The sequence below is a fragment of the Lunatimonas lonarensis genome, assembly GCF_000390185.1.
Lineage (GTDB): Bacteria > Bacteroidota > Bacteroidia > Cytophagales > Cyclobacteriaceae > Lunatimonas > Lunatimonas lonarensis.
Window position 1 is genome coordinate 17,402 of the sequence record NZ_AQHR01000088.1, and the last position, 25,072, is coordinate 42,473.

The window sequence follows — 25,072 nt, forward strand, 5'->3', positions numbered from 1 at the left end:
AAAAAGAAAACACCCAAGAAATATAATACAAAAATATATTCAACAAAAGCAAAAATTAAAAAATTACAGAGGTGCCTTCATGTTAATAAAGAAATTACCCATACCAACATCATTGATAGAATACTCAAACCTAATAACGGTATCGTAAAAAGTAACCAAATCCAACCCTACTCCATACCCATATAAATAGCGATTTGTCAGCCGCAGGTTTTCGACGAGCCGATTTCTGTCATGGACAATGCCATGATCAAAGTTGGCACTTAGGTACATCTTGAAGGGAAACACGGCAAACTCGTCTATGGGCATGTAGTTGGAAATATCAAAGGCTGCGTTAAAAAGCTCATAACGCAAGCTGTTTTTATGAACAGCCACCTGTTGCCCTTCAATCACATTTATTTCGTAACCACGGATAAAATCAGGCCTATACCCTATACCCCGAACCAGCGTATAGGGCTGCAAAGGGCTCAAAAAAGTAGAGGCAGACAATCCTGTCGCCAAATGAAACCTGCCACGAAGCGGCAAATACCGGTTGGCCTGTAACGTAAACTCAGTCTCGTCGATATTGTCACGTCCAAATAGCCCATACTTATTTACCCCCAAAACAAGTAACTCACCATCCGTGGCATAGGCGTTGTTATCACGCTTATCGTGGCGGTAACTGTAGGAAGCAAAAAAATAACTTAGCTGCGTATTACCATTGGGGAAATAAACGGGGTTTTGCACCAGCACGTCTTCGTGAATCCTACTCTGATGATACCCTACGGTGGCCGAGTGAAAATTGTAATAACTTCCTCGAAACGAATAGTTCAAGAGGGCATTCATGGATTTTCGAAGTACATCCTCTTCCGGATTTGTATAAAAAACCTGACGGTTGTCACTGGACCTAACAGCGATGGTCTTGTTGGTGAAGTAATTGAACCGGGCAGAAATGCCATGCAACTGCTTTCGATCGATGTAAGGTTTGCTGTATTGGATGTCAAATGCCTGGGTAAAACCAAGCTGGCCTACCAACCGCAACTTCTCATTTCTGCCTCCCACATTGTTATGGTCGAGCTTGATTCCGTAGTTGACCCTGGAGAAATCACGGTTTTGGTTAATCCACCACTCGGAGAAATTACGATCTGCCAATGTAAAAATCACACTGGGCAAAATGTACCATCGCTCCGTGACAGACACCAAGACTTCAACCTGATCATCCGCGACAAAATAGGGCTTAACGTCAACCGTATTGAAAAGGAGCAGGTTATAGATTTTCTTTTGGTCTGCGACAAGCATGGACACAAACTCCTCCCACTCATACGTAACCCCCTCCGAAATATCCATTTCACGCAAAATGATGTTCTTTCGGGTTTTTTCATTTCCAATGATAAAAATGGTATTTACCGTGACCTGCTTGGGAACCATGAGCTCGCTTTCCAAATCTTCCGTTGTCACTTGGGCATGGGCACCCGCAAGAAAAACAAGTACCAACCCCACGAGGCCGGTAATACGCTTCGTCATACAGTAAATACTAAATTTGAATCGCCATCCCATATAAATGAATATGCAAAAAGAACTAATCAGGCAAATAAAGGATTTAGTATACAAACAGCCAAAAATTGAAGGAAGTAATAAAGAAGATAGCCATTTTTCCGATTTTGGTGTACCAGTACCTCATTTCTCCGTTGTTCCCTCCGTCCTGTAGGTTTACGCCAACCTGTTCCCAGTACATGAAGGAAGCTATAGGGAAGCATGGCGTACGCAGGGGTGGATGGCTCGGCATCAAACGAATCGCGAAATGCCACCCATGGGGAAGTCACGGACACGATCCCGTTCCCTAATCACTAAGCCCGTACCGTGATAACGCTATGAATGGGAAGATGTTTTACCTTGAGCTGGAGAACCTTTTTTCCAGGCATACAAAATCAATGCAATCCCCGCCAATACGAGCGGTATACTCAAGGCCTGCCCCATATTAAAGGTAAGATCTTCCTCAAAGTCCACTTGTACTTCTTTCATAAACTCCCAAAGAAAGCGCATACCAAAAACGGTCACCAAAAAAACACCTAAGTAGAGGCCTTCCGGTATTTTGTGCGTATATTTTCTCCAACCAAGGTAAAGTGCTAGGAAAATTACAAAATACGACAACGACTCATATATCTGCGTAGGGTACTTGGTTACTCCAAAGGTTCGCACGGTGACAAGAAAATGGTCTCCCCGGTCTGCAATGGAATAATCCAACGGACTGCCTACATCCTCTGCAAGGTACTTCTGCGAGCTTTTAAATCGGGTAAGCGCATACTTGACATCCCTTGCAATCGCTTCACCCAGCTCCTGCTCATCGAATCCGCCCTTGGACACCTTCAAATCAAAGTTAACGGGTACAATGCCTGATCCATTTAACTCGTCGGAACGGTCCTGAGGTTTGTATGCACTCACGTCCAATAGGGGAAGCCTGAGCGTCTCCAATATTTCCTCCGCATCGCGCGCAAAAACGAAACCGCTATCATTGCCCGTAGCCTTACCTCCTATCTCGGAATTCATCAGGTTTCCCACACGGATCATGGCACCGGTCATCGCTACCACGATGACAATGCGATCAACTACCCAAAGGTAGCTTTGGCCGGGAGTCTTGCGGGCATATAGCCACAAAGCAAACAGAATTCCGATGGCCGCTCCATGACTTGCCAAGCCACCTTCCCATACCTTAAGGATATCGATGGGATTACTGAGATATTTCTCAGGCTCATAAAATAGAACATGGCCCAATCGGGCACCAAAAATGGTAGCCAGTACCATGTAAATAGTCAGCCGATCAACCAATTTTTCATCGTGCCCTTCCTTACGGTATATGTAAATCATTATTTGCTGGGAAATAATAAATCCCAAGGCAAACAACAAACTATACCAACGGAGCCGTTCAAATCCTGAAAATACGGCAGGGTGGGGACTCCACACCACATAAGACAAAACTGATTCCATCATGGCAGCAAAATTTTGGCTAAAATAACATTAATATCAATCTAATCCCGCCAATTCCCTCAATTCCTCCTCATAGCCCCCCGATAGAATGGGGAATCGATACCATGTCTTGGGATCCACATTGAACTCATCCAAATGGAAGGATGGAGCGAGCCGCTCTCGCTTCCACTGGTTACGTGACCAGAGTCTGAAAAACTTTTGGATGTATTCTTTCAGGCGACCAGGATCCAGATCCAACTCATCCCTCAAAATCAGGTAAACATCCGCGGGGCTACGTCTATCCCGAATGGCAAGCCGCTCAATAGCCACAATTACATCATAGGGCATTAAATCCTCCTCGTCCGTTTGCTTGTTCTCCAATGGACGGAGCTCTGCCGAAGGCTGAAGCGAATTGACCCCACGTAACCCTTCGTACCCCAGGGTATGTTGGGCCCATCGAAGCCACTGGAGTATAAAAGCCTTATCCACGGCTGCAATAGGTGAAATACTTCCACTGGTATCTCCATCCATAGTGGCATAGCCTACATCTCCCTCACTTCTATTGGAGGTAGTAAGCAGCAGCGCATTTTTCAGGTTGGCAAGCATCCAGATGATTGGAGAGCGTGCCCTCGCCTGGATATTCTGAAGTGCCAGATCGTCGGTCTCCCAGCTGAGTTTTCGACCCAATGCCTTCTCAATCTTTTGGGTGTAGGAGGCTACTTCTTCCGAAATACTCCAATGGAAAAACTCGGCACCAATACTGTCAGCCAATTGAAGGGCACTTTGAAAGGTAGCTTCGGAGGAATTTTCGGTGCCTTGGTAGGCAACAGTCAGTAACCGCGCAACTACCTGGTTGCTATCTTTATAGCTATTCTCTTGTCCGCCAATATGTAATTTACTGAGAAACTGCTCCATCCCGAGCTCTTGTATACCTCTTCGAACCATCTCCGCCACCAACACAGCTATGGAAGAAGAATCTGCCCCACCGCTTAGGGACAATACAAAGCCCTTACTTCTGCTTTTTCGGAGATAATCGAACAATGCCAAAGATACTGCTTTCGCAAACTCTTCATTTTTGTTGTGATCGGTAGATACTTCCTCCTTTCTCGATTTGGCTGTACTATACTCAAATGTTACCAGCTGATACGATGCATAGGAAAGCAGGGGGTTTTTTACCAGCAAGAAACCCTCCTGGGCCAGGAGTATCTCTCCATCAAAAATCATCCGTCCGGACTCATTTCCCAGCAAATTGACATAAAAATAGGTCAACCCGAAACTTGCAGAACTCTCTGTTACCAGAATTTCCCGTTGCCTACTTTTACCCATGGCAAAATGACTGGCACTGGGATTTAAAATAAGATCCACCCCCCTGTCTTTTAACCGAAAACCGGGTCTACTATCTCCCCTCCAGGCATCCTCACAGATTTCGAACCCAAAGGTAACGCCTTCCACTTCAAATATGAGATCCCCTAAAGGGACTTCCTGCCCGAAAAAATCAAACGAAACTACCTCGCCTGCCCTCCAAGGCGTAAACCAGCGTGCCTCATAGTGGACTCCATCGATGGCCAAAAACTGTTTGGCAACGAACCCCTTCACTTCCTTGTCCTCCAATACGGCTACACAGTTGTAAACCAGTTGCCCCACCCGGAGGGGAAGCCCCACACATACGACCATCCCCTGCGTAAAAGGAAGGAGCTTTTGGACGTAGGCAAGTGCCTTTTTCGGATACCAATAACTTAAAAAGAGATCCTCACTCCCATAGCCCGTCATACTCAGCTCTGGAAAACATAGAAGATGGACTTTTTCTTTCTTGGCATCGTGTATGGCAGAAACCAGGTTATTGAAGTTTCCCTCCCAGTCCAAGGGCGTCTGATTTACGGTCGCGCCGCCTAGTTTTATTGATGCCATAAAAGGATGATAATATCAGCGAATTTAATGAAAAACGGTTTAAAGGGACATTTGCAGCTTCTCACAGGCTGCTTTAGCGGCTTCCTGCTCAGCCTTCTTTTTGGTAGGCCCCTTACCCTCTGCCAACGGCTCCCCGTCGACATATAACTCAACAATAAACTCTTTAAATCGTTGGGCCCCGGACACCGATATCAAGCGAAAATCAACTTCTTTGTTGTCTCTTTGCGACCACTCGATGACTTTGCTTTTAAAGTTGGTGGTCGTATTGATAATATTGTCTATATCAAAATAGGGCAGAATCAATCGCTGGCATACGAAGCTTCGACAAAACCTGTAGCCCCTGTCCAGGTAAATGGCCCCGATCATGGCTTCAAGGGTGTCGCCATAAATGGATTTGTAGGCGTATGGATTCTTGGATGCCAACCCTGCCTCTACGATCGCAGCCAGACCTATTTTCTGGCCAACATGATTGAGAGATTCCCGGTTTACAATCCGTGACCTGGTTTCTGTCAAAAACCCCTCATCCCTATAAGGAAACTTCATGAATAGGTATTCGGCTACGATGGTCCCGAGAACTGCATCGCCTAGGTATTCCAATCGCTCATTGGATACCTTAACTCCATTTCTCAGTTCCTCGGCGGCAGATGAATGCCTTAGCGCCAGCCGATAAAGCGATAAGTTTAAAGGCTTGCTCCCCACTATCATTTTGATAGCAGAAGCAAGCCTTTTATCCTGTTTACTATATCCCAGCTCGTGAATTCGCAGTAAACGTAAAATCCTCAAACTTATTCGGTTAGTTTTTTAAAGATGATCGAGCAATTGTGCCCGCCAAATCCAAAAGTATTGCTCAATGCTGCATTCATAACACGTTCCTGAGCCTTGTTAAAGGTCAAATTCAATTTGCTATCAAGCCCTTCGTCATCCGTAAAATGATTGATAGTAGGGGGCACCAGGCTGTTCTTGATCGCCAAAATACTAGCTATGGCTTCGATGGCACCCGCAGCACCCAGGAGGTGTCCGGTCATAGATTTCGTGCTGGAGATATTCAATTTATAGGCATGCTGTCCGAACACTTGCTGGATAGCTTTTACTTCGCTGATATCTCCCAGAGGAGTGGATGTACCATGTACGTTGATATAATCTATATCCTCAGGGTTCATTCCGGCATCCTCCAGTGCAAACTTCATGACGTTGGCAGCGCCCCTACCCTCAGGATGTGGGGCAGTAATATGGTATGCGTCACCGGTCATGCCACCGCCAACCAGTTCCGCATAAATCTTGGCGCCCCTTGCTTTTGCGTGTTCATACTCCTCAAGCACAATTGCTCCGGCACCTTCACCCAAAACGAATCCATCCCTATCTTTATCAAAAGGTCTGGACGCCGTTTCCGGCGAATCGTTGCGTTGGGACAGGGCTTTAAGCGCATTGAATCCGCCGACCCCTGCTTCTGTAACTGCCGCTTCTGAACCGCCAGAGATGAATACGTCAGCCTTTCCAAGCCGGATGTAATTAAACGCATCAATAAGCGCGTTGGTAGCAGATGCACAGGCAGATACGGTCGCAAAATTCGGGCCCTGAAAACCATACTTAATGGAGATGAAGCCGGCAGCAATGTCGGCGATCATCTTGGGGATAAAGTAAGGATTAAACCTTGGCGTCCCGTCACCGGTAGCGAAGGAGGTCACTTCATCCTGAAAGGTCTTCAGTCCTCCAATTCCCGAACCCCAGATTACTCCGGCCCTCACTAGGTTTACTTTTTCCAGATCGATACCAGAATCCTGCATGGCTTCTTCCACGGCTATCATGGCATACTGCGCATAAGGGTCTATTTTTCTGGCTTCCTTCCGGTCAAGATGGTCTTCTACCTGTAGATTTTTTAGCTCACAGGCAAACTGCGTCTTAAACGCCGAGGCATCAAACCTAGTAATAGGTGCAGCACCGCTCACACCTAACGACAACCCTTTCCAAAATTCCGGAACGGTGTTACCGATAGGCGTGAGGGCACCTAAACCTGTTACAACTACTCTTCTTAAATTCATAGAATGATTTTAAGTACAGATTATTTTACGTTAGCTTCCAAATAGCTAACAGCCTGACCTACAGTACCGATTTGCTCAGCTTGGTCATCAGGAATAGAAATATTGAACTCCTTTTCAAACTCCATGATAAGCTCAACGGTGTCCAGGGAGTCTGCTCCTAGGTCATTGGTGAAGCTTGCCTCAGGAGTAACTTCAGACTCTTCTACGCCCAATTTATCGACGATAATGGCTTTTACTTTTTGTGCAATTTCAGACATTTTGTGATCAGTTTAGTTAAAACACTCCGCAAAGAAAATTATTTAAAACCTTAATGTCAAAAAAAAAGGCTGACTAAATTTAAGAACTTCCCATCAAAGATAGAAGTTGAGATAAAATTTTTAACTTTGTTTTTTTAAATTCTTCCTAAATGAAGAAAAGTAAACTCCTGATTGAGGCATCATACGATTTTGATCTGTTGGGTCTTGTGGCTCCAATAAAGGACTACAAAATAGCCTGGTTGATCAATAGAAGTCTCGGTTTGGAGCTGAAAAGAGATGCGGATTACACCATGGAATTCACCAACCAGCCCACGTTGGTCATTTCCCAATACCTATTGGAAAAGGAACATGGCTTCATCCAATTACTGCGTAACAAGTCGTATCCGGTAGCCGGCCAAGCCCGCTTCCTGATACCGGAGCTCAAGATAATGGACTATTTTCTAATTGTCCAGGATCCCGCGAACGGGCTAGACTTGCCTACCTGTATTGATGAGTTATCAAAAATAAAGGGCATACAAAACGTGGTGAAGCTTGATATCACCAAATTAAAATCAAGGGACAACCTACTAACTTATTAAACACTAAAAAAAGGAAAATGAGAGTACCAATCTTCAACAAGACAAAAATTTTGGCCACGGTAGGGCCTGCCAGTAATAATGAAGAAGTGCTGACTGAGCTAGCAATGGCCGGAGCTGATGTTTTTCGTCTCAATTTTTCGCACGGTACCCACGAAGGGCACAAAAATGTTATCCAACTCATCCGAAGCATCAACAAGCAGTACAACCTAAATATCGGGATACTACAAGATCTACAAGGCCCGAAAATCCGTGTAGGGGAAGTAGAAAACAATGGAGTGGTCATACGACCAGGAGAACAAATCACCATCACAAACGACCCGGTGGTAGGAACACCGGAACTGATAAGCACCGTATACCAAAACTTGCCCAATGACGTGGTTCCGGGAGATCGGATTCTAATCGATGACGGAAACCTCGAATTGGTGGTACTTAATACAGATGGAAAAAACGTAGTATGTACGGTAGTTCATGGCGGAATCCTGAAATCACGCAAAGGCATCAACCTTCCCAACACCAAAGTAAGTGCTCCCTCACTTACGGAAAAGGATTTAGAAGACCTTGAATTCGGATTGGAAAACGATGTGGATTGGATTGCTCTATCGTTCGTTCGATCGGCAGAAGATATCACAGACCTCAGGGAACGGATCGAAAAGGCCGGAAAATGCTGTAAAATAGTAGCCAAAATAGAGAAACCCGAGGCACTTGAAAACATCGACGCCATCATAGCGGCAACCGACGCAATTATGGTGGCAAGAGGGGATCTTGGCGTGGAAGTCCCCATGGAGGTGGTGCCTCTATGGCAAAAAACCATGGTGGAAAAATGTAAAATTGCCTGCAAACCGGTGATTGTAGCTACTCAGATGATGGAGAGCATGATCGTAAACCCAAGACCTACCCGTGCCGAGACGAACGACGTGGCCACGGCGGTTTTGGATGGAGCAGACGCTGTCATGCTATCTGCAGAAACCGCATCAGGAAAATATCCGATCGCAGCGGTAAAGGCGATGACCAGCGTCATCGGTTACATCGAAGAAAACGGGAATATATACCACAATCTGTACAAAATACCGGAAGACACGGATAGCTACTTGAGCAATAACCTGCTCTTGATGGCCAGCCGACTATCCAGGAATGTAAAGGCAAAAGCCATCGTAGGAATCACCACCTCCGGCTTTACCGGTTTCAGGCTTTCGTCCCATCGCCCGTCTGCGGATATTTTTATTTTCACCAGTAATCCCCTGCTTATCACTCAGCTGAGTTTAGTGTGGGGGGTGCGTGGTTTCTTTTACGACAATCAAATATCCACCGATGCGACATTCCAGGATATCGAGGATATCCTAAAGGAACACAAGCACGTAAAAGAGGGGGACATCATCATAAACACCGCAAGCATGCCGCTCAAATCCAAGGGGCGTACCAACATGCTGAAAATCCATCAGGTAACCTGATTTTACCAACAAACCCAACGAAGAAAGCTGTCCGTATTGGATAGCTTTCTTCTATTTCTCCCCCTCGGGGCCCTCTGGTCGGACCATGACCACTTGCTCCCTGTCCACATGCACAGCACCGGGCGCAGCGCCCTTCACCTTCCTCACGTATTTGACAGGGGTAAAAATCACCGGACAAAGACTATCTGTACGGCTTTTCGAATAATACGCTGCCAATGCCGCCGCCCGCTCTATTACCGGCTTGGGAAACATAGCTCCTGATCGGTATTTGATCAGCACATGCGAACCTGAAACTCCTTTCGCATGCAACCAAAGATCCTCCTTCCAAGCATATCTCCTTAACATCTCGTCGTTGGCCTTGGAGGACTTGCCAACTAGAATCTCAAAACCATCTGCCGAAAACCGCTTGAAGGGGATAGGCTCTTGGGTTTGTCTTGATTCAGGCATCAATCCCCTATCCTTCATGAAACTCCGCAGCTCCCGATGGTTTTCCAGACATTCTGCCTCGGTCAAATCTTTTGTCAATTGCTCCATAAGGCCTTCCTTTTCTTCAAGGTTCTTTTCCAATTGACTCAGTTCTATTTTGCGGTTTTTGGCTTTTCTGTACAGGGTCTCTGCTTGCTTTTGCGGCGAAACCCCCCGCTTAAGCGGAACCAAAATCGTCTTTTCCTTGTAAAAATCAAACAGCTCAACCTGCTCTGCTCCCGGAGGGATCTGATGCAGATTGGCCATGAGGATATCTGCCAACTGTCCCGGAGATGTCTGGGATTCCAGTTCAGCCAGCTTTTCATAGGTTTTGCGAAGGTAATTGTCCGTTTTTACAATATGATCCCTCAGTGATTTGACCAATTGGCGCTTCTCCTGCTCAAAGCCGAGGCGTATAACCGCCTTTTTGAAATACACATTACATACCTCAATGGGATCTCCAGTTGTGAATTCGGCATCCGGGCAGGGCAATAACGTGAGCACATATTCCTCCTCCAATCTGAAAACCGCAAAGAGGGGACTATCGAGCAGATCCAACAATTCCTGAATCAATGCGAATCTTGCATCGATGTCCAAATCGAGGTAACCTCGAGCCTTTAACCAATTTCGGGGCTGCTTGCCCAAGGTAGGCAAGAACTGTGCGACGTTGCCCTGAAGCTGATAAAAACGCGTCTTATCGAGCACCAATGGCTTTTCCAAACCGGCCAGCTCTAAAAGCGCATCATCCCTAAGTGATTTCCTAAACATGGTTGCAGGCATTATCGCCCCCGGGGGGAAATACAATAGATTGCTCCTACTGCCGTGCATTTTGAAAACCAACTGCCCTCCCGATCGAAACCTGACCGAAAACGCCCGCTCAAATGTAAAAAGGTGAACCGATACCACCCGCTGTCCGAGCAATTCAGGAAATAAGGTTACATTATTTCTTTTGCTCCTCTTAAAATCTACGGGAAAATATAAGCAAGACGCTGCGGGAATGAGGTGGGCAACAACGTAAAAAACACCCAAATTATCATCCTGAAAACAAATAACCAATTCATCTTTGTTCTGGCTAAAGCATTCCGAAACCTGCTTATCGACCAATCGCTCCTCCAGCGCAGGACAGAGGAATTTAAAAAAGTGGTAGTTCAAATGCATGTTAAAGATTGATTTGGAGCCCATCATACGCCAATGAAACAGCGTTTGGGAGTCTTTTTTCGACCTCCCTCACCGTCCCCAGCCTATGGCTGATATGCGTGAAATAGGTTTTGACCGGATTGATCAATTCCACCATCTCAAGCGCTTCGTCGAGGGTGAAATGGGAAATATGGGGTTGTATCTGAAGAGCATTTAATACTAACACCCCACAGCCCCTGATTTTGTCGATTTGGGAAGAATCGATACGGTTGGCATCGGTGATATACACAAAATCTCGGATTCGATATCCGAATACCGGGATTTTGTGGTGCATTACTTCGATGGGGGTAAACTTCACCCCTTGTATTTCAAAAGGCTGATCGGTGATCTCATGCACCTTTACACCTGGTACACCTGGATATTTTTTGGATGCAAACACATACGAAAACTCTGCCTTTAACTGGTCGATCACTTTTTGGGTGCCGTAAATCGGTATATCTGCCCCTTGTTTGTAGTTGAAAGGCCGGATATCGTCCATGCCGGCAGTATGGTCTTTGTGCTCATGGGTATAGATGACCGCATCCAAGCGTTCAACGCCTTCTCTGAGCATTTGCGCTCGAAAATCGGGGCCGGTGTCAATAACAAAACTTTTGCCACCTACTTCTATATGAACGGATGTTCTAAGCCTCTTGTCCCGAAAATCAAGTGATCTGCATACGCCACAGGCACAACCAATAACCGGAACGCCCTGCGACGTTCCTGTCCCAAGAAAAGTAACCTTCAAAGCTTTAATTCAGTTTGTTGCAACTCAATTAGGAATTCCTGTGCCTTTTTGTCCTCAAAACTCTTGGGATTCAATTGAAGCTCCTTGATTATATCAAGTAGCGCATTGATCTTACCCTCGAGGGTGAAATATTTGTTGACAATGACAACTCTAGTACTTTTAAGAATGCAATATCCGGATTTGAAATTTCCCTTCTCGTACCTGAGGTGATAAGCAGATTGCGAGAAAAGGTTTTCTATTTTGTCAAGGTAGCTTTTCGTGTACTTTACTCCCATAACCTATTTATAGGCATGCTTCCTCACCGTTGAAAGTAATAAATCGTAATCGAGCGGCTTCTGCACATAATCATCCATCCCTACCTGAATGAAATCATCCAAGGTGAAATTCTTGTAGTTACCAGTTATGGCAATAATCGGGATCTTTGACTTTTTCTTATCAGGAAGCGCCCTGATCGCCTGGGTACAGGTGATTCCGTCCATAACAGGCATGTTGATATCCATCAATATCACATCAAAATCCTCAGTCTGAAGCTTCTCCAACACCTGCTTTCCATTTTTCACGGAGGTGATCTTGTAATTATCAAAGGCTAACACATTTTTTGTTAGGTTGATGATTACCGAACTGTCCTCTGCCACCAACACTCTTTTGGATTCACTCATATTTTTCAAACAATTTTTGGTTTAACAATTTCTCCTTAAAAACATCGATGCTCTTTTCCAGCGTGGCACAATGTCCTTCCGCATTTTCATAGCGGGCCTCCTTGATATCTGACTCAAAACTGGCTGAAACCCTAAAAACATCGTTTATGCCCAAGGTGCCAGAATTTCCCTTTATGATGTGTAATTTTCCCCCAATATCATCAAAGTTCTTTAAAATTAACGATTTTTTTATGCCGCTGAGTAAATTTTCCGCCTCTTCTAGAAAATCCACATAAACCGACCTAATATTTTCAAGCGAATTGAACTTCAGCAACTGCAAAATAACCGTCTCATCCAAAGTTCCGTTATCCATACTGGTGCTATCTGCAAGTACTTCATTTTTGTCGTGGTACTCCAAATGGAAATGGATCGTTTCCAACAAATCCTTGGGCTTTACCGGCTTTGCGATAAAATCATCAAACCCCGTAGACAAAAAATACTCCCTGTCTGCCTGATTCGAATAAGCTGAAACAGCAATAATAGGACTTTCTGTAAGGTTATCTTCCCGGATCTGCTTCAGTGCAGAGATCCCATCCAATCGGGGCATCTGTATGTCCATCAATACCAAATCATAGTTACCTGATTTCAATTTCTCTATCGCCTCCAATCCATCCCCCGCCGATTCGAACGAATAGTTATGCATTAAAATGTTCTCAAAAACCCTCCTGTTCAGCGCATTGTCATCTACAATCAGGACTACCTTATTTTTCATATCTAAAATTTATTAATTTCGCTGTACTTCTCCTAATTTCCCTCCCATTTGGTACAACGAAAAAACACACTTCTGATCATTTCAGGCCCGACTGCAGTTGGCAAGACCGATTTATGCATAAATTTAGCCAAAAAATTTAAAACTTTTATCATATCCGCTGACAGCAGACAATTTTTTAGGGAAATGGATATAGGTACGGCAAAACCACCCTTAGAGCTACTAAAAAGGATCCCCCACTACATGATTGATAGTCACTCGATTCACGATGAATACGACGTCAGACGATTTGAATTGGACGTGCTTACTCTTCTTGAACAGAAGTTTTCGGAATACAATCCAATCATCCTTACCGGAGGATCAGGTCTATACATTGATTCGGTAGCCAACGGACTGGACAACATGCCGGAGATTGAGCCCAAATGGAGGCATCAGCTTACCAATCAATTCCAGACGGAAGGAATCTCAGCACTACAGGAACTGCTGTCTACGCTTGATCCAACCTACTACGGCCAAGTAGACACGCAAAACCCCCAACGACTTATACGGGCACTCGAGGTTTGCCTGGCCACCGGGAAGCCCTTTAGCAGTTTTAGAACCAGGAACAGAGAAAATCGTCCCTTTTCCATCATCAAAATAGCCTTAATCCGTGAGCGGACAGAACTCTATGATCGGATAGACCACCGTGTGGACCTAATGATCGAACAAGGGCTATTTGAAGAAGCTGAGGCACTCTACCCATTCAGGCACCTAAATGCACTGCAAACGGTGGGCTACACCGAAATATTCGGTTTTCTGGAAGGATGCTATGATCGGGCAGAAGCGATCCGCTTACTAAAGAGAAATTCGAGGAGGTATGCAAAGCGACAACTCACCTGGCTTCGACGGGATCCGGACTACCGATGGTTTCATCCAGACCAACTGGAGGAGATCATTTCCTTTGTGGAAGATCAGATGGGACGATGACCAAACAATTTGGCTACAAATGCATAGGGTTTAGTACGTATCAGCGTCCTATAGGCATGCCGACCCAATTTTGCCTCCTGAAAAAGTCGTTCTATCTTAGCAATCTCCAATTCCGAAACCTTTTTCGCGGCCCTTTGTCGCTGAAATTCACCCTCCAATACCCTAAGTCCGTCCCCTTCTGATGATATTTTTGGAGACGAAACCTGAAGCTGGTTCTGGAGCTCCTCAACTGCCGCCATGTATCTCTTTCTTCGCAGGCCCATGTTGTGACTCACCAAGAGTGAAAACATGCCAACAAAAGCCCCAAGGGTAATGAAAATCGGTACAAATCCCATATGCTATTAAATACTCAGTATTTCCTGAAGCCTAAGATAATCACTTTTCAACGGTTTTTCTTTGGTAATGCAATCTGCAAAGGGAGTGTACACCACATGATCATTCATGACTCCCGCCATACAATTGGATTCGCCCGCTAAGAGCCCTTCCACTGCTGCCATTCCCATTCTACTGCCCAATAGCCTGTCTTTCGCTGTGGGATTACCGCCACGTTGGATGTGGCCCAGGGTAGTTACTTTAAACTCCTTTTCCTCGTCTTTAAAACTGGCCTTCACACGCTCCATAATCTGGGCGGCATCGCCACAGTCTAGACCTTCTGCAACGATTATGATACTGGAGGTCTTGGTTTTTCGCAAGCCCTTGAGCGATTTGACCACATCTTCTATCTTCGTTCTGGTTTCGGGCACCATAACCAGCTCCGCGCCTCCACCGATACCACACTCTATGCCGATGTATCCACTGTCCCGTCCCATCACTTCTATGAAAAATATCCTATCATGGGCAGCCGCGGTATCTCTAATCTTATCGATGGCCTCCAGTGCCGTATTTACTGCCGTATCAAACCCAATGGTGTAGTCGGTTCCGTAGATATCGTTATCAATAGTGCCAGGACAGCCCACGGTGGGTATCCCGTATTCTTCAAAAAACACCTTGGCTCCTGTAAACGTACCATCGCCTCCGATCGCCACCAGGCCCTCTATTCCAAGTTTCGTTAGCTCCGCATAGGCTTTTTGCCTTCCCTCTTTCGTCATAAAGGCCTCACTCCTTGCCGATTTTAGAATCGTACCACCGCGCTGAATAATATTGCTGACAGAATGGGAGGCCATCTTTTTGATTGTCCCTTCGATCATGCCATCATAGCCGTACATGATACCATATACATCCAAACCGCGATAGAGGCCTGTCCTCACCACCGAACGGATGCAGGCATTCATCCCTGGGGAATCACCGCCTGAAGTAAACACCGCTATTTTTTTCATTGGTAAATAGGTTTGAAACTCTCCAATTTAGGTCACTATTTTCTTCAAAGGCAAAAAAAGGATGATCTTTATCAATCATCCTCTTCTGATTTAAACCGCCTGCTGCTCTTTGGATTTCCTGGAACGCTCGTTTTCATCCAGGTAAATTTTACGCATGCGGATACTCTTCGGGGTGATTTCGAGGTATTCATCTTTCTGGATATACTCCATTGCTTCTTCCAGCGAGAATTTCTTGGCGGGAGCAATTTTTGTATTTTCATCCGAACCAGAAGCACGCATATTGGTCAGCTTTTTCCCCTTCTGCACGTTAACGACGATATCGTTGTCACGGTTGTGCTCACCGATTACCTGCCCCCCGTAGAGTTCCTCTCCCGGATCCACAAAAAAGGTACCCCGATCCTGTAACTTGTCTATCGCATAGGCCGTGCAAGCCCCTCCCTCCATGGAAATCAACGATCCGTTGATCCTTCCCGGGATCGTTCCTTTAAATGGCTCATACGCAGTGAATCGGTGATTCATAATCGCTTCACCCTGGGTAGCCGTCAATACGTTGTTTCTCAATCCGATCAACCCTCGTGAAGGGATCTTAAACTCCAAGTGCTGGAGATCTCCTTTGGGCTCCATGACCAAAAGCTCCCCTTTTCGCTGGGTTGCCAATTCGATTACCTTTCCCGCCGTCGTTTCAGGCACATCGACCGAAAGGGTTTCAATAGGTTCATGTTTCATCCCATCTATGGTCTTAAAAATCACCTGAGGCTGACCCACCTGTAGCTCATACCCCTCACGTCTCATGGTCTCTATCAGGATAGACAAATGAAGGATACCCCTGCCATAAACAAGAAATTTATCCTCCGAATCGGTTGTCTCGACCTTGAGGGCAAGGTTCTTTTCCGTCTCCTTAAACAATCGATCCCTTAGATGTCGGGAAGTCACAAATTTGCCCTCTTTGCCAAAGAAAGGTGAGTTATTTATCGTGAAGAGCATATTCATGGTAGGCTCATCGATCGAAATGCGCGGTAGTGGCTCTGGATTTTCCAGGTCGGCCAGGGTATCCCCTATTTCGAAATCCTCTATTCCGGTTACGGCACATATATCCCCGGCAGAGACCTCCGAAACCTTAACTTTTCCTAGTCCTTCAAACACATGAAGCTCTTTCACTTTGACCCTTTTCAGCGTACCGTCGGACTTGCATAGGGTAACCTGTGCTCCCTCTTTGATCATTCCTCTTTTTACCCTGCCAATGGCTATCCTCCCGACGAAGTTGGAAAAATCCAGGGAGGTGATTTGCATCTGAAGTGTACCTTCTTCCAATTTTGGCTCGGGAATACATTCTATTATTGCATCCAAAAGTGGCAATATGGAATCGGTTGGGTTTTTCCAATCCGGTCCCATCCAGTTTTGCTTGGCAGATCCGTAGAGGGTATGGAAATCCAACTGTTCCTCGGTAGCGTCGAGATTGAACATAAGATCAAAAACAGACTCATGCACCTCATCCGGACGGCAGTTTTCTTTGTCGACCTTATTAACGACCACGATAGGCGTCAATCCAAGCCCCAATGCCTTACCCAGTACAAATCGCGTCTGGGGCATGGGCCCTTCAAATGCGTCCACCAACAAAATAACTCCATCGGCCATTTTCAACACACGTTCCACTTCGCCACCAAAATCCGCGTGACCCGGCGTATCGATAATGTTTATCTTGATATCCTTATACCGGACTGAAACGTTCTTGGATAGAATGGTAATGCCCCGCTCCCGCTCCAGATCATTGTTGTCCAGAATCAGGTCTTCAAACTGTTGGTTCTCCCTAAAAATTTTAGAAGCGTGGATAATTTTATCCACGAGTGTTGTTTTGCCGTGGTCTACGTGAGCAATGATCGCTATGTTACGGATACTCTGCATGTTGATTTTTTAATTAGAGTGCAAAAGTAAGAATAAAATTCCGAATTCAGTCCTGCTGTCAATTTGTTTAATATTTTTATAACACAATCAATCAAATTCAAAAACAATATAGGCAAACTACCCAAAAGCACGATCTATTTCTATGGCCTTCACACCGCTTTCCCATATGGCCGTCCTTTGTACCTGAAGCCTTTCGGGATTTTTTGGCAGATTTTCCTAATTTTACGGCATGCTTTCGATAAACAACCTCTCGTATTTCATAGGTGGCCGTGCCTTGTATGAAAATGCGTCCCTGCATATCCGGCCCAAAGACAAAATAGCTTTGGTCGGTCAAAATGGAACCGGAAAATCCACTCTCCTGAAGATAATAAACGGAGATCTGGCTCCGAGCAGTGGAGAGGTGCAAAAATCAAACGACTGTACAATCGGTTTTTTGAACCAAGACCTCTTATCCTATCAATCGGAGGACAGTATTTTGGAGGTTGCTTTGGAGGCGTTCAAAGACACACTCGCCCTTCAGGCCGAAATTGACCGTGTTTTGGCCCAAATGGAAACAGACTATTCGGAGGAAATCATCCAGAAACTCGCCAACCTCCAAGATCGCTTTGAAGCAAACGAAGGCTATACGATCAAAGCAAAAGCAGAGGAGGTACTGGAAGGCATTGGTTTTTCCACAGTCGATCTTTCCCGCCCCTTAAAGACTTTTTCGGGCGGTTGGCGTATGCGGGTGATGCTTGCAAAACTCCTGCTGGAAAAGCCGTCACTGCTTATGCTCGACGAACCAACCAACCACCTCGATCTACCCTCTATTCAGTGGGTGGAGAATTACTTGAAAAACTATGAGGGAGCGGTCGTTGTCGTTTCACACGACCGCACCTTTCTGAATAATGCCACGGAAATCACGGTGGAAGTATCGAGACAGACACTCACCAGCTACGCAGGTAACTACGATTTTTATAAAACAGAAAAAGCCGGACGGGAAGAAATCCAGCAAAACGCTTTTGAGAACCAGCAGCAGATGATCAAGCAGACGGAGAAGTTCATAGAACGGTTCCGGGCAAAAGCCACCAAATCCAACCAGGTACAATCCCGCATCAAGGCTTTGGAGCGAATGGAGAGGGTATCGGAGGTGGTCAGTGACGAGGTTTCGGTCAACTTCAAGTTCAAATTTTCGCAGCGGTCTGGCCGGGACGTGGTCGTTTTGGAAAATGTGTCAAAAGCATACGGTCCCATCGAAATCCTGAAAAACACCAGTGCACGAATCGAACGAGGAGATAAAATCGCATTGATAGGAGCCAATGGCAAGGGCAAATCAACTCTACTAAGGATAATCGATGGCTCAGAAAAAATCGAAGGGAACAGGGAAGAAGGCTACAATGTGATCAAATCCTTTTTTGCTCAACATCAGCTGGAAGCCCTGGATATAAACAATGAAATCCTCCAGGAGCTGGCGCAGTCAGGCAGTAACAAGTCGGAAACGGAATTGAGAAATGTCCTTGGCTGTTTTTTGTTCACAAACGATGATGTATTCAAAAAAATAAAGGTATTATCCGGGGGTGAGAAATCGAGAGTGGCCTTGGCAAAAACCATGATATCGGAGGCAAACTTCCTTCTGCTTGATGAACCCACAAACCACCTGGACATGCAATCAGTAAATATTCTGATCCAAGCGTTGCAGCAATACGAGGGAACCTTTGTGACTGTATCCCACGACCGACACTTCATAAAAGGTGTGGCGAATAAAATCTGGTATATCGAAGACCAAGAAATCAAAATATATCCGGGCACCTATGATGAATATATTTACTGGTCTGAACAGCAAAACACCAAAAACGCCTCATCAGTGGAGCGTCCAAAAAAGGAAAAAAAAGAGCCCGTGGTTTTGAAAAACCAAGACAGGCAAGCCCTAAACCAGCTAAAAAAAGAGCTAAAGCTCAAAGAAAAGGAACTGGAGGCCTTGGAACATGAAATCAGTCAAACGGAACACCAAAAGGCGGATCTTGAACGACACCTTGCAAATCCTAACCTGTACGAAAAATCTACTTCGATCGAAAAACTAAACGAGGACTACCAATCGTTACTTAAGCGGGAAGCCCATCTCAACCTTACCTGGGAGGCGTTAGCGGAGGAAATCGACAGGTTGCAAGGTGAAGTTCTCACCCTCGATTAACCAACGTTAAACCCAAACGCAGTTCCACATGCCGATTCGTATAAACTTACTTTCACTGCTATTTCTCGTCAGCAGCAGTGTATTTGCACAAAAAGCCCTTGAGGACAAGATCCATGACGAAAATATTCAGACCGTAAGGCTTTTTCCGGCATCAATGGATATTTCCACCCAAACCAACCCTCCTGTCATCTCTCTAAATTCCTCGATCCCGCTCCTTCTCACCTTTGACGATATCGCCTACGAAGCTGACCAATATTCGGCAAAATTGATCCACTGCAACGTAGACTGGACCCCCTCTAGATTGCGGGAGGCAGACTACCTTACGCAGTATAACGAATTCAACGTAAACGACTACGAATATGGGATCAATACCCGAATCCCGTACATCCATTACACGTTTGCCGTCCCCAGGGTCACCAAAACAGGAAACTATATCTTGAAGGTATACCGCGGCCGTAACGAAGCCAACACCGTTATCACCAAACGCTTCATGGTGTTTCAAAACCAGATCAATTTAGGAGCCAGTATTGTGCCACCATCAAATGCGGCAGAACGGCAGCGTTCGCACCAAATCGATGTGATCGTAAACTATTCAAACCGGGAGCTGTTGGATCCGATCAACAATACCCGTATCGTTATCCGGCAAAACCAACGCTGGGATCAGGCCATCTATAACTTGAAGCCAACGTTTATCCGAGAAGATTTAAGGCAAATTGAGTACCGGTTATTCGACGGAAGTAATTCCTTCCAGGCAGGCAACGAATTCAGGTTTATAGACCTACGTTATGTTCGGACCCGTGGTCGAAATGTAGCCTCGGTACGGATGGAAGAGGATGTTGTGTTCGCAGAAGCCGGGGTGGATGAGGTGCGACGGAATCAGGCCTACCTGGAGTACCTGGATTTGAACGGACAGTATGTTGTTATGAATGTGGAGCGGCAAAACCACCACCTGGAAAGCGAATACATTTTGACAACCTTTAATTTACAATCTCCCGAATTGCCACAGGCACCGTATGTCCTGGGTGCACTTACGGAATGGGGAACCAGTGCGGATGCCAAAATGACCTATAATAAGGAGAAAAAACTGTACCAGACCACACTGTTCCTTAAGCAAGGCTGGTATGATTACCAGTATGGCTTGAAGACGGAACGTGGGTGGGATATGGAGCCCTTTGAGGGCACGCACTTCCAAACAGAAAACGAGTACGAGGTGTTTTTTTACTACAGGGATATGGGATCCCGGTACGACGAACTGATCGGATACACGGTTTTGAACCCGAATAAACGCCGGCTTTGAAAACAAAAAAGGGAAGTTAAACTTCCCTTTTTAATGCTATTCGATCGAGTCTGGAATGTCTCCGCCTTCACGTTTAGGCAGGTTCTCACTTACATGCTGACGATAAGGCACAAATCCCTCTCGCTTAAACTTGTAGGGCTCTGTTCGCTGACTAGGCATATTGTTGGCTAAGTCCAACATGCCGAACCCCTTGTGCGTGAAGGCGCCCAAACCACATTTGAAAACAAAGTCTTGTACTTCCTCCGCGGCGTAAAGCGTGAACGGCAGCGTGTATCCGCGAACCTCATACTTGACATCCATGTCATACACCGAATAAATACGGGCGAATTTCTTTTGTTGCTCACGTAGTTTATTAACGTAATTCATGTCCGGCACCACTTGGAATTTGTAAAAAGACTCCATTTGCTCCTGGGTGTACCAACCGGATTTTTCCATACGGGTCAGTGTGGATTCGTAAAGAAGATCCGAGAACTCATCCGTGTCAGGATTGATAAACCGCTTACCCGACTCATCGTCAAAGGTAGGCATGAGCAACACCAAGGGAGAGATGCAAACAAACTTGTTGGAGGTCTCCAATTCAGGTTCGGTCTCCTTTTCGGTATACTCAGGTGAAAGAATCAGGTTCCCCAATTCAATTTTCGGTGTCTTGAACACTTGTTCCAACAGGTAATCCAAAAAGTCCTGATCAGGTGCAGACAGGACCAAGGTTACCAAACTGGAATAATAGTGCAACCCGCTTCTACTTACTTTGGTTTGACCTTTCAAGCCAGAGAAGTTGAAGTAATTGTAATTGAAAAAAGATTCATTTCCACCTTTTACGATCAACCCCTTCAGGAATTGCGCAAGGATATACTGATGATGGAAAGGGAGGTAAGCTCCCTTGTTCTTCAAAGAAAATATTAATCTAATTCTCACGATGGTAAAAATGAAAAGTTAAACAATAATTTAACACTTTTTCATAAGTGGTTAACTAATTTTTGGGTAATTAAGTTGCAACAAACTTAACAATAAAATTTGAATTATTTTTATACGTTAAAACGAAAATGCATGATATCCCCGTCTTTAACCACGTATTCCTTTCCCTCAATAGCTATTTTACCATTTTCCCGACATGCCGCTTCGGTTTTGAACTGCTCATAGTCATGCAGTTTGATGACCTCCGCTTTGATGAATCCTTTTTCGAAGTCACTGTGAATGACCCCTGCGGCAGCCGGTGCCTTCCATCCCCTTCGGATTGTCCATGCCCTAACCTCTTGAACACCGGCGGTGAAGTAGGTAATGAGGTTCAACAACTTGTATGCAGCACTGATCAGGCGATTGAGACCACTTTCCTCGAGTCCATACTCTGACAAAAACATTTGCTTTTCCTCTTCCTCCTCAAATTCAGCTATTTGTGCTTCCAGTGCAGCACAGAGCAGAACCACCTCGGCTCCCTCTGAATCTGCCACCTCACGTAGCTTATCGACATGGGCATTGCCCGTTGTGATTTCCTTTTCCGACACATTGGCGACGTAGAGCACCGGCTTGATGGTCAGGAGGTGCAGGTCTTGCACAGCCTCCAAGTCCTCTTCTTCCACCTCTATCGCCCTGGCATTTTTCCCTGCCAACAGCCCCTCTTTGAAGGAAAGCAGGGTGCTCAGTATTTTTTTCGCCTTCGCGTCTCCCGATTTTGCTATTTTCTCGTTTTTTTGAATTTTTTTCTCAATAGACTCCAAATCCTTCAATTGCAACTCGGTATCAATCACCTCCTTGTCAAACAGTGGATCCACCCCTCCTGCCACATGGACGACATTATCGTCCTCAAAACATCGAATCACATGAATAACCGCATCGACCTCACGAATATTGGCCAAAAATTTGTTTCCCAATCCTTCCCCTTTGCTTGCTCCCTTTACCAATCCGGCGATGTCAACAAACTCGATGATCGTAGGGACCACCCGCTGCGGCTTTACCAGCAGTTCCAGCGCTTGAAGTCTTCTGTCTGGTACGGTAACCACTCCAACATTTGGCTCGATCGTGCAAAAAGGAAAATTGGCAGCTTCGGCCTTTGCGCTAGACAATGCATTAAAAAGAGTTGATTTCCCAACATTGGGCAACCCAACAATCCCACACTTTAATCCCATGAACTATTTAAATCTTATCTATTTTGAAAATTCGGTAGTCCTTATACCCTTTATAGAACTCCTTAAAGGAAACCCGGAAAATGGTATACACCGGAATTGCAAAGATCATCCCGAGGACACCGGCAACTTTTGCCCCGGCAAATATAACAACAAAAATCTCAAGCGGATGGGCTTTTACCGATTTCGAAAAGATCATGGGTTGGAGAATAATGTTATCACACAACTGCACCACGCCAAAAACCCCCAAAATTTTGGCCAAGAACAAATATACCTCTGCGGCTTCGCCAAATGTGCCGGTAGATAAACCTACCAATATCCCGAAGGAAGCACCCAGGATTGGCCCTGCGTAGGGAATCAAATTGGCTACGGCCGCAAATACCGCAATGCTCATGGCGTATTCAATATCCATCAAAAGAAGTCCCAGAGAAGCAATCGAAAAAATTGAGGTCATTTGAACCAGCAGGCCAATAAGGTAATTTGAAAGTAGACGTTCGACTTTATGAAACGTAGACACTGATAGCTCAAAATAAGCGTTTGGGACAAACCCAATGAAATTTCGGCGCAAAAGGCCATTTTCGAGCAAAAGAAAAAATGTGATAAATGAAATGGCCAATACGCTGATCAAAAGGGAACTGGTAGCAGAGATAAACCGATTGACAAAACCCTGTATGTCCAACCCCCCCACGCTGGATAGCAGATTTTCCCGAATCTGTGCCAAAAGAAACCCCGGCTCATTTACCACCAAGCTATACCTAATTAATATATCCTCTACAAAAGCTGCCGGCTTTTGAATCTGCTCGTATAGGTACGTTACATCCAATTCATTGAGAAGCTCGAACTGAGATCGAAAAAGCGGTATAAACAACAAAACAAGAAATATAACCAAAGCAATCACCACAGAAAATGACAGGAATATAGCTACCGCCCGGGGAATAGGTTGCCCAATCAAGTAGAGCCCATTGATCCGATTGGTCATCGGCCTAAGTACAGCAGCTATGACCAACGAAAACACAAAGTAGAGACTAATGTTGGAAAAATACCATCCCAGGACAAGCAAAACTGCCAATCCGAGGAGTAATTTGATGACAACCCGATTCATACTGGCAAAAATAATAAAAACGCTCTTGGAATGCGTCACCTTTTTGGGCAAAGAGTTCCAAGAGCTTGGTAAAAGAAGGATGGTTACGCTAAACTCTCTCCGGCAGCCACTGATTCAAGGGTTAATGCCGGTAGTTGGAGTAATTTAATCCCACTTCAAATCATCTTTAAACGCATCATCATCACCATCTGAGTTATCCGACCCCATGTCAAACTGGCTAAAATCAACCTCAGGCATCAGGTCATTCTTCACATGGTCAACCGTACGCTGCAGGGCTTCAATGAACTTTTGAAAATCTTCTTTGTACAAAAAGATCTTGTGCTTCTCGTAAAAATAATTTTCCTCCCTCATCTTACGCTTACTTTCCGTTATGGTTAGGTAGTAATCGTTTGAGCGAGTTGACTTGACGTCAAAAAAGTAGGTTCTTTTCCCTGCTTTCACCTTCTTAGAGAAGATCTCATCCCTATCGTAATCTTTGTTGTCTTCCACTTTCCTCCTTTTTTTATTCAAAAATGAATTTATTGGCAAGATAAACCAAATGATGGGTTAAAATCAAACTATCTACCGATTTTTTTTCTGAAAAAATGTGATAACCTACAAAATTGTTGGTGGAAAAAACAATTTTGTAGGTCTGTATGAAAGTGTGGGATCAACACACCCCTATTATTCGCCGTGCATGTACAGCTTTTTGGAAAGCAACTCTTCCTCAGATTCCCGGTGGTCAGGGTCGTCTACGCAGCAGTCGACAGGGCAAACAGCAGCACACTGAGGCTCCTCATGGAAACCGGTACACTCCGTGCACTTGGAAGTCACAATGTAATAAAATTCATCCGAAACCGGCTCCTGCTTTTCGTTGGCATCGACCACGGTACCATCTGGCAGGGTAACCTCAGTTAAATTGGTGCCCCCTGCCCAGGTCCACTCTATTCCACCTTCATAAATCGCCGTGTTGGGGCACTCTGGTTCGCATGCACCGCAATTGATGCACTCGTCTGTTATCATTATGGCCATGTCAATTCTTCGTTAGATTGTTTGCAAAACTAATAACCATAATACAATTGAACAAACATTTTGGTTTTCGAAAACCCGAAAAAGATCCATATACATTAATTGTCACACTAAATATCCAATCCCTACCTAGGCACTCGAGGATTTTCCTTCTCAAAGCCCTACCTTTGTGGGGAAACGTTCAAGGGCTACCTCCTTCTACTTAGCGATTGGCCTGTAAAATTTACT

25 protein-coding genes are annotated in these 25,072 nt (G+C 45.2%); 6 read left to right on the forward strand and 19 right to left on the reverse strand.

Going from position 1 to position 25,072, the window contains the following annotated elements; genetic code table 11:
• Positions 1–63 precede the first annotated feature (63 nt).
• The gene (locus ADIS_RS14425) at positions 64–1,500 is read right to left on the reverse strand and encodes a BamA/TamA family outer membrane protein (RefSeq protein ID WP_010855318.1); all 1,437 of its coding nucleotides are present in this window, start codon (positions 1,498–1,500) and stop codon (positions 64–66) included.
• 98 nt (positions 1,501–1,598) lie between these two features.
• Here ADIS_RS14425 and yidD point away from each other — a divergent pair, with 98 nt between their 5' ends.
• A complete protein-coding gene (gene yidD, locus ADIS_RS22750; protein ID WP_081634953.1) occupies positions 1,599–1,820 on the forward strand; it encodes a membrane protein insertion efficiency factor YidD in 222 nt (73 codons plus the stop codon).
• A 25-nt stretch (positions 1,821–1,845) separates the two neighbouring features.
• Here yidD and ADIS_RS14430 read toward each other — a convergent pair whose 3' ends face one another.
• Genes ADIS_RS14430 through ADIS_RS14450 form a run of 5 tightly spaced genes read right to left on the reverse strand, consistent with a single transcriptional unit; the run spans position 1,846 to position 7,144 of the window.
• Positions 1,846–2,964 carry a prolipoprotein diacylglyceryl transferase gene (locus ADIS_RS14430; RefSeq protein ID WP_010855320.1) on the reverse strand — a complete coding sequence of 373 codons (1,119 nt, stop codon included), beginning with the start codon at positions 2,962–2,964 and terminating at the stop codon, positions 1,846–1,848.
• A gap of 33 nt (positions 2,965–2,997) precedes the next feature.
• Positions 2,998–4,848: an NAD(+) synthase gene (nadE, locus tag ADIS_RS14435; protein ID WP_035806198.1), complete on the reverse strand. Its 1,851-nt coding sequence runs from the start codon at positions 4,846–4,848 to the stop codon at positions 2,998–3,000.
• Positions 4,849–4,887: 39 nt separating this feature from the next.
• Complete coding sequence (gene rnc, locus ADIS_RS14440; protein ID WP_035806200.1) at positions 4,888–5,631, reverse strand: ribonuclease III; 744 nt, start codon at positions 5,629–5,631, stop codon at positions 4,888–4,890.
• 2 nt (positions 5,632–5,633) lie between these two features.
• On the reverse strand, positions 5,634–6,887 hold the full coding sequence (fabF, locus tag ADIS_RS14445) for a beta-ketoacyl-ACP synthase II (RefSeq protein ID WP_010855323.1): 1,254 nt from the start codon (positions 6,885–6,887) through the stop codon (positions 5,634–5,636).
• A 20-nt stretch (positions 6,888–6,907) separates the two neighbouring features.
• On the reverse strand, positions 6,908–7,144 hold the full coding sequence (locus ADIS_RS14450) for an acyl carrier protein (RefSeq protein ID WP_010855324.1): 237 nt from the start codon (positions 7,142–7,144) through the stop codon (positions 6,908–6,910).
• A gap of 149 nt (positions 7,145–7,293) precedes the next feature.
• On the opposite strand from ADIS_RS14450, the gene ADIS_RS14455 reads away from it, so the two are divergent.
• Together ADIS_RS14455 and pyk are read left to right on the forward strand one after the other, a co-directional pair.
• The gene (locus ADIS_RS14455) at positions 7,294–7,722 is read left to right on the forward strand and encodes an IPExxxVDY family protein (RefSeq protein WP_010855325.1); all 429 of its coding nucleotides are present in this window, start codon (positions 7,294–7,296) and stop codon (positions 7,720–7,722) included.
• 17 nt (positions 7,723–7,739) lie between these two features.
• Positions 7,740–9,170: a pyruvate kinase gene (gene pyk, locus ADIS_RS14460; RefSeq protein ID WP_010855326.1), complete on the forward strand. Its 1,431-nt coding sequence runs from the start codon at positions 7,740–7,742 to the stop codon at positions 9,168–9,170.
• A 51-nt stretch (positions 9,171–9,221) separates the two neighbouring features.
• Here the strand turns inward: pyk and ADIS_RS14465 are convergent, their stop codons facing one another.
• Genes ADIS_RS14465 through ADIS_RS14485 form a run of 5 tightly spaced genes read right to left on the reverse strand, consistent with a single transcriptional unit; the run spans position 9,222 to position 12,966 of the window.
• Positions 9,222–10,793: an NFACT RNA binding domain-containing protein gene (locus ADIS_RS14465; RefSeq protein WP_010855327.1), complete on the reverse strand. Its 1,572-nt coding sequence runs from the start codon at positions 10,791–10,793 to the stop codon at positions 9,222–9,224.
• Between the two features lies 1 nt (position 10,794).
• Complete coding sequence (locus tag ADIS_RS14470) at positions 10,795–11,556, reverse strand: MBL fold metallo-hydrolase (protein WP_010855328.1); 762 nt, start codon at positions 11,554–11,556, stop codon at positions 10,795–10,797.
• Positions 11,553–11,831: a hypothetical protein gene (locus tag ADIS_RS14475; RefSeq protein WP_010855329.1), complete on the reverse strand. Its 279-nt coding sequence runs from the start codon at positions 11,829–11,831 to the stop codon at positions 11,553–11,555. The genes ADIS_RS14470 and ADIS_RS14475 overlap by 4 nt, the downstream gene beginning before the upstream one ends.
• Before the next feature lie 3 nt (positions 11,832–11,834).
• The gene (locus tag ADIS_RS14480; protein WP_035806203.1) at positions 11,835–12,215 is read right to left on the reverse strand and encodes a response regulator; all 381 of its coding nucleotides are present in this window, start codon (positions 12,213–12,215) and stop codon (positions 11,835–11,837) included.
• On the reverse strand, positions 12,208–12,966 hold the full coding sequence (locus ADIS_RS14485; protein ID WP_010855331.1) for a response regulator: 759 nt from the start codon (positions 12,964–12,966) through the stop codon (positions 12,208–12,210). Before ADIS_RS14485 ends, ADIS_RS14480 begins: the two co-directional genes overlap by 8 nt.
• A 48-nt stretch (positions 12,967–13,014) precedes the next feature.
• On the opposite strand from ADIS_RS14485, the gene miaA reads away from it, so the two are divergent.
• Positions 13,015–13,929: a tRNA (adenosine(37)-N6)-dimethylallyltransferase MiaA gene (miaA, locus tag ADIS_RS14490; RefSeq protein ID WP_035806206.1), complete on the forward strand. Its 915-nt coding sequence runs from the start codon at positions 13,015–13,017 to the stop codon at positions 13,927–13,929.
• On the opposite strand, the gene ADIS_RS14495 is transcribed toward miaA, so the two are convergent.
• From ADIS_RS14495 to typA, 3 genes are all read right to left on the reverse strand, one after another.
• Positions 13,914–14,264: a hypothetical protein gene (locus ADIS_RS14495; protein ID WP_010855333.1), complete on the reverse strand. Its 351-nt coding sequence runs from the start codon at positions 14,262–14,264 to the stop codon at positions 13,914–13,916. The two genes, miaA and ADIS_RS14495, sit on opposite strands and share 16 nt — an antisense overlap.
• A gap of 6 nt (positions 14,265–14,270) precedes the next feature.
• A complete protein-coding gene (pfkA, locus tag ADIS_RS14500; RefSeq protein WP_035806208.1) occupies positions 14,271–15,245 on the reverse strand; it encodes a 6-phosphofructokinase in 975 nt (324 codons plus the stop codon).
• A gap of 90 nt (positions 15,246–15,335) precedes the next feature.
• On the reverse strand, positions 15,336–17,147 hold the full coding sequence (gene typA, locus ADIS_RS14505; protein WP_035806211.1) for a translational GTPase TypA: 1,812 nt from the start codon (positions 17,145–17,147) through the stop codon (positions 15,336–15,338).
• 229 nt (positions 17,148–17,376) lie between these two features.
• Here typA and abc-f point away from each other — a divergent pair, with 229 nt between their 5' ends.
• Both abc-f and ADIS_RS14515 read left to right on the forward strand, forming a co-directional pair.
• On the forward strand, positions 17,377–19,317 hold the full coding sequence (abc-f, locus tag ADIS_RS14510) for a ribosomal protection-like ABC-F family protein (RefSeq protein ID WP_010855337.1): 1,941 nt from the start codon (positions 17,377–17,379) through the stop codon (positions 19,315–19,317).
• 28 nt (positions 19,318–19,345) lie between these two features.
• Positions 19,346–20,614 carry a type IX secretion system plug protein gene (locus tag ADIS_RS14515; RefSeq protein ID WP_010855338.1) on the forward strand — a complete coding sequence of 423 codons (1,269 nt, stop codon included), beginning with the start codon at positions 19,346–19,348 and terminating at the stop codon, positions 20,612–20,614.
• A 36-nt stretch (positions 20,615–20,650) separates the two neighbouring features.
• On the opposite strand, the gene cas6 is transcribed toward ADIS_RS14515, so the two are convergent.
• The 5 genes from cas6 to ADIS_RS14540 all read right to left on the reverse strand — a co-directional run bounded on the left by cas6 (position 20,651) and on the right by ADIS_RS14540 (position 24,847).
• Positions 20,651–21,529, reverse strand: a complete 879-nt coding sequence (cas6, locus tag ADIS_RS14520) for a CRISPR-associated endoribonuclease Cas6 (protein ID WP_035806213.1) — start codon at positions 21,527–21,529, stop codon at positions 20,651–20,653.
• Positions 21,530–21,639: 110 nt separating this feature from the next.
• Positions 21,640–22,737 carry a redox-regulated ATPase YchF gene (ychF, locus tag ADIS_RS14525; RefSeq protein ID WP_035806216.1) on the reverse strand — a complete coding sequence of 366 codons (1,098 nt, stop codon included), beginning with the start codon at positions 22,735–22,737 and terminating at the stop codon, positions 21,640–21,642.
• Positions 22,738–22,744: 7 nt separating this feature from the next.
• Positions 22,745–23,836: an AI-2E family transporter gene (locus ADIS_RS14530; protein ID WP_035806331.1), complete on the reverse strand. Its 1,092-nt coding sequence runs from the start codon at positions 23,834–23,836 to the stop codon at positions 22,745–22,747.
• Positions 23,837–23,980: 144 nt separating this feature from the next.
• Positions 23,981–24,325, reverse strand: coding sequence for a DUF3276 family protein (locus ADIS_RS14535; protein ID WP_035806334.1), 345 nt, complete (start codon positions 24,323–24,325; stop codon positions 23,981–23,983).
• A 174-nt stretch (positions 24,326–24,499) separates the two neighbouring features.
• Positions 24,500–24,847 (reverse strand): 4Fe-4S binding protein, encoded by a 348-nt coding sequence (locus ADIS_RS14540; protein WP_035806218.1) that lies wholly within the window; start codon positions 24,845–24,847, stop codon positions 24,500–24,502.
• Positions 24,848–25,072: the final 225 nt, after the last annotated feature.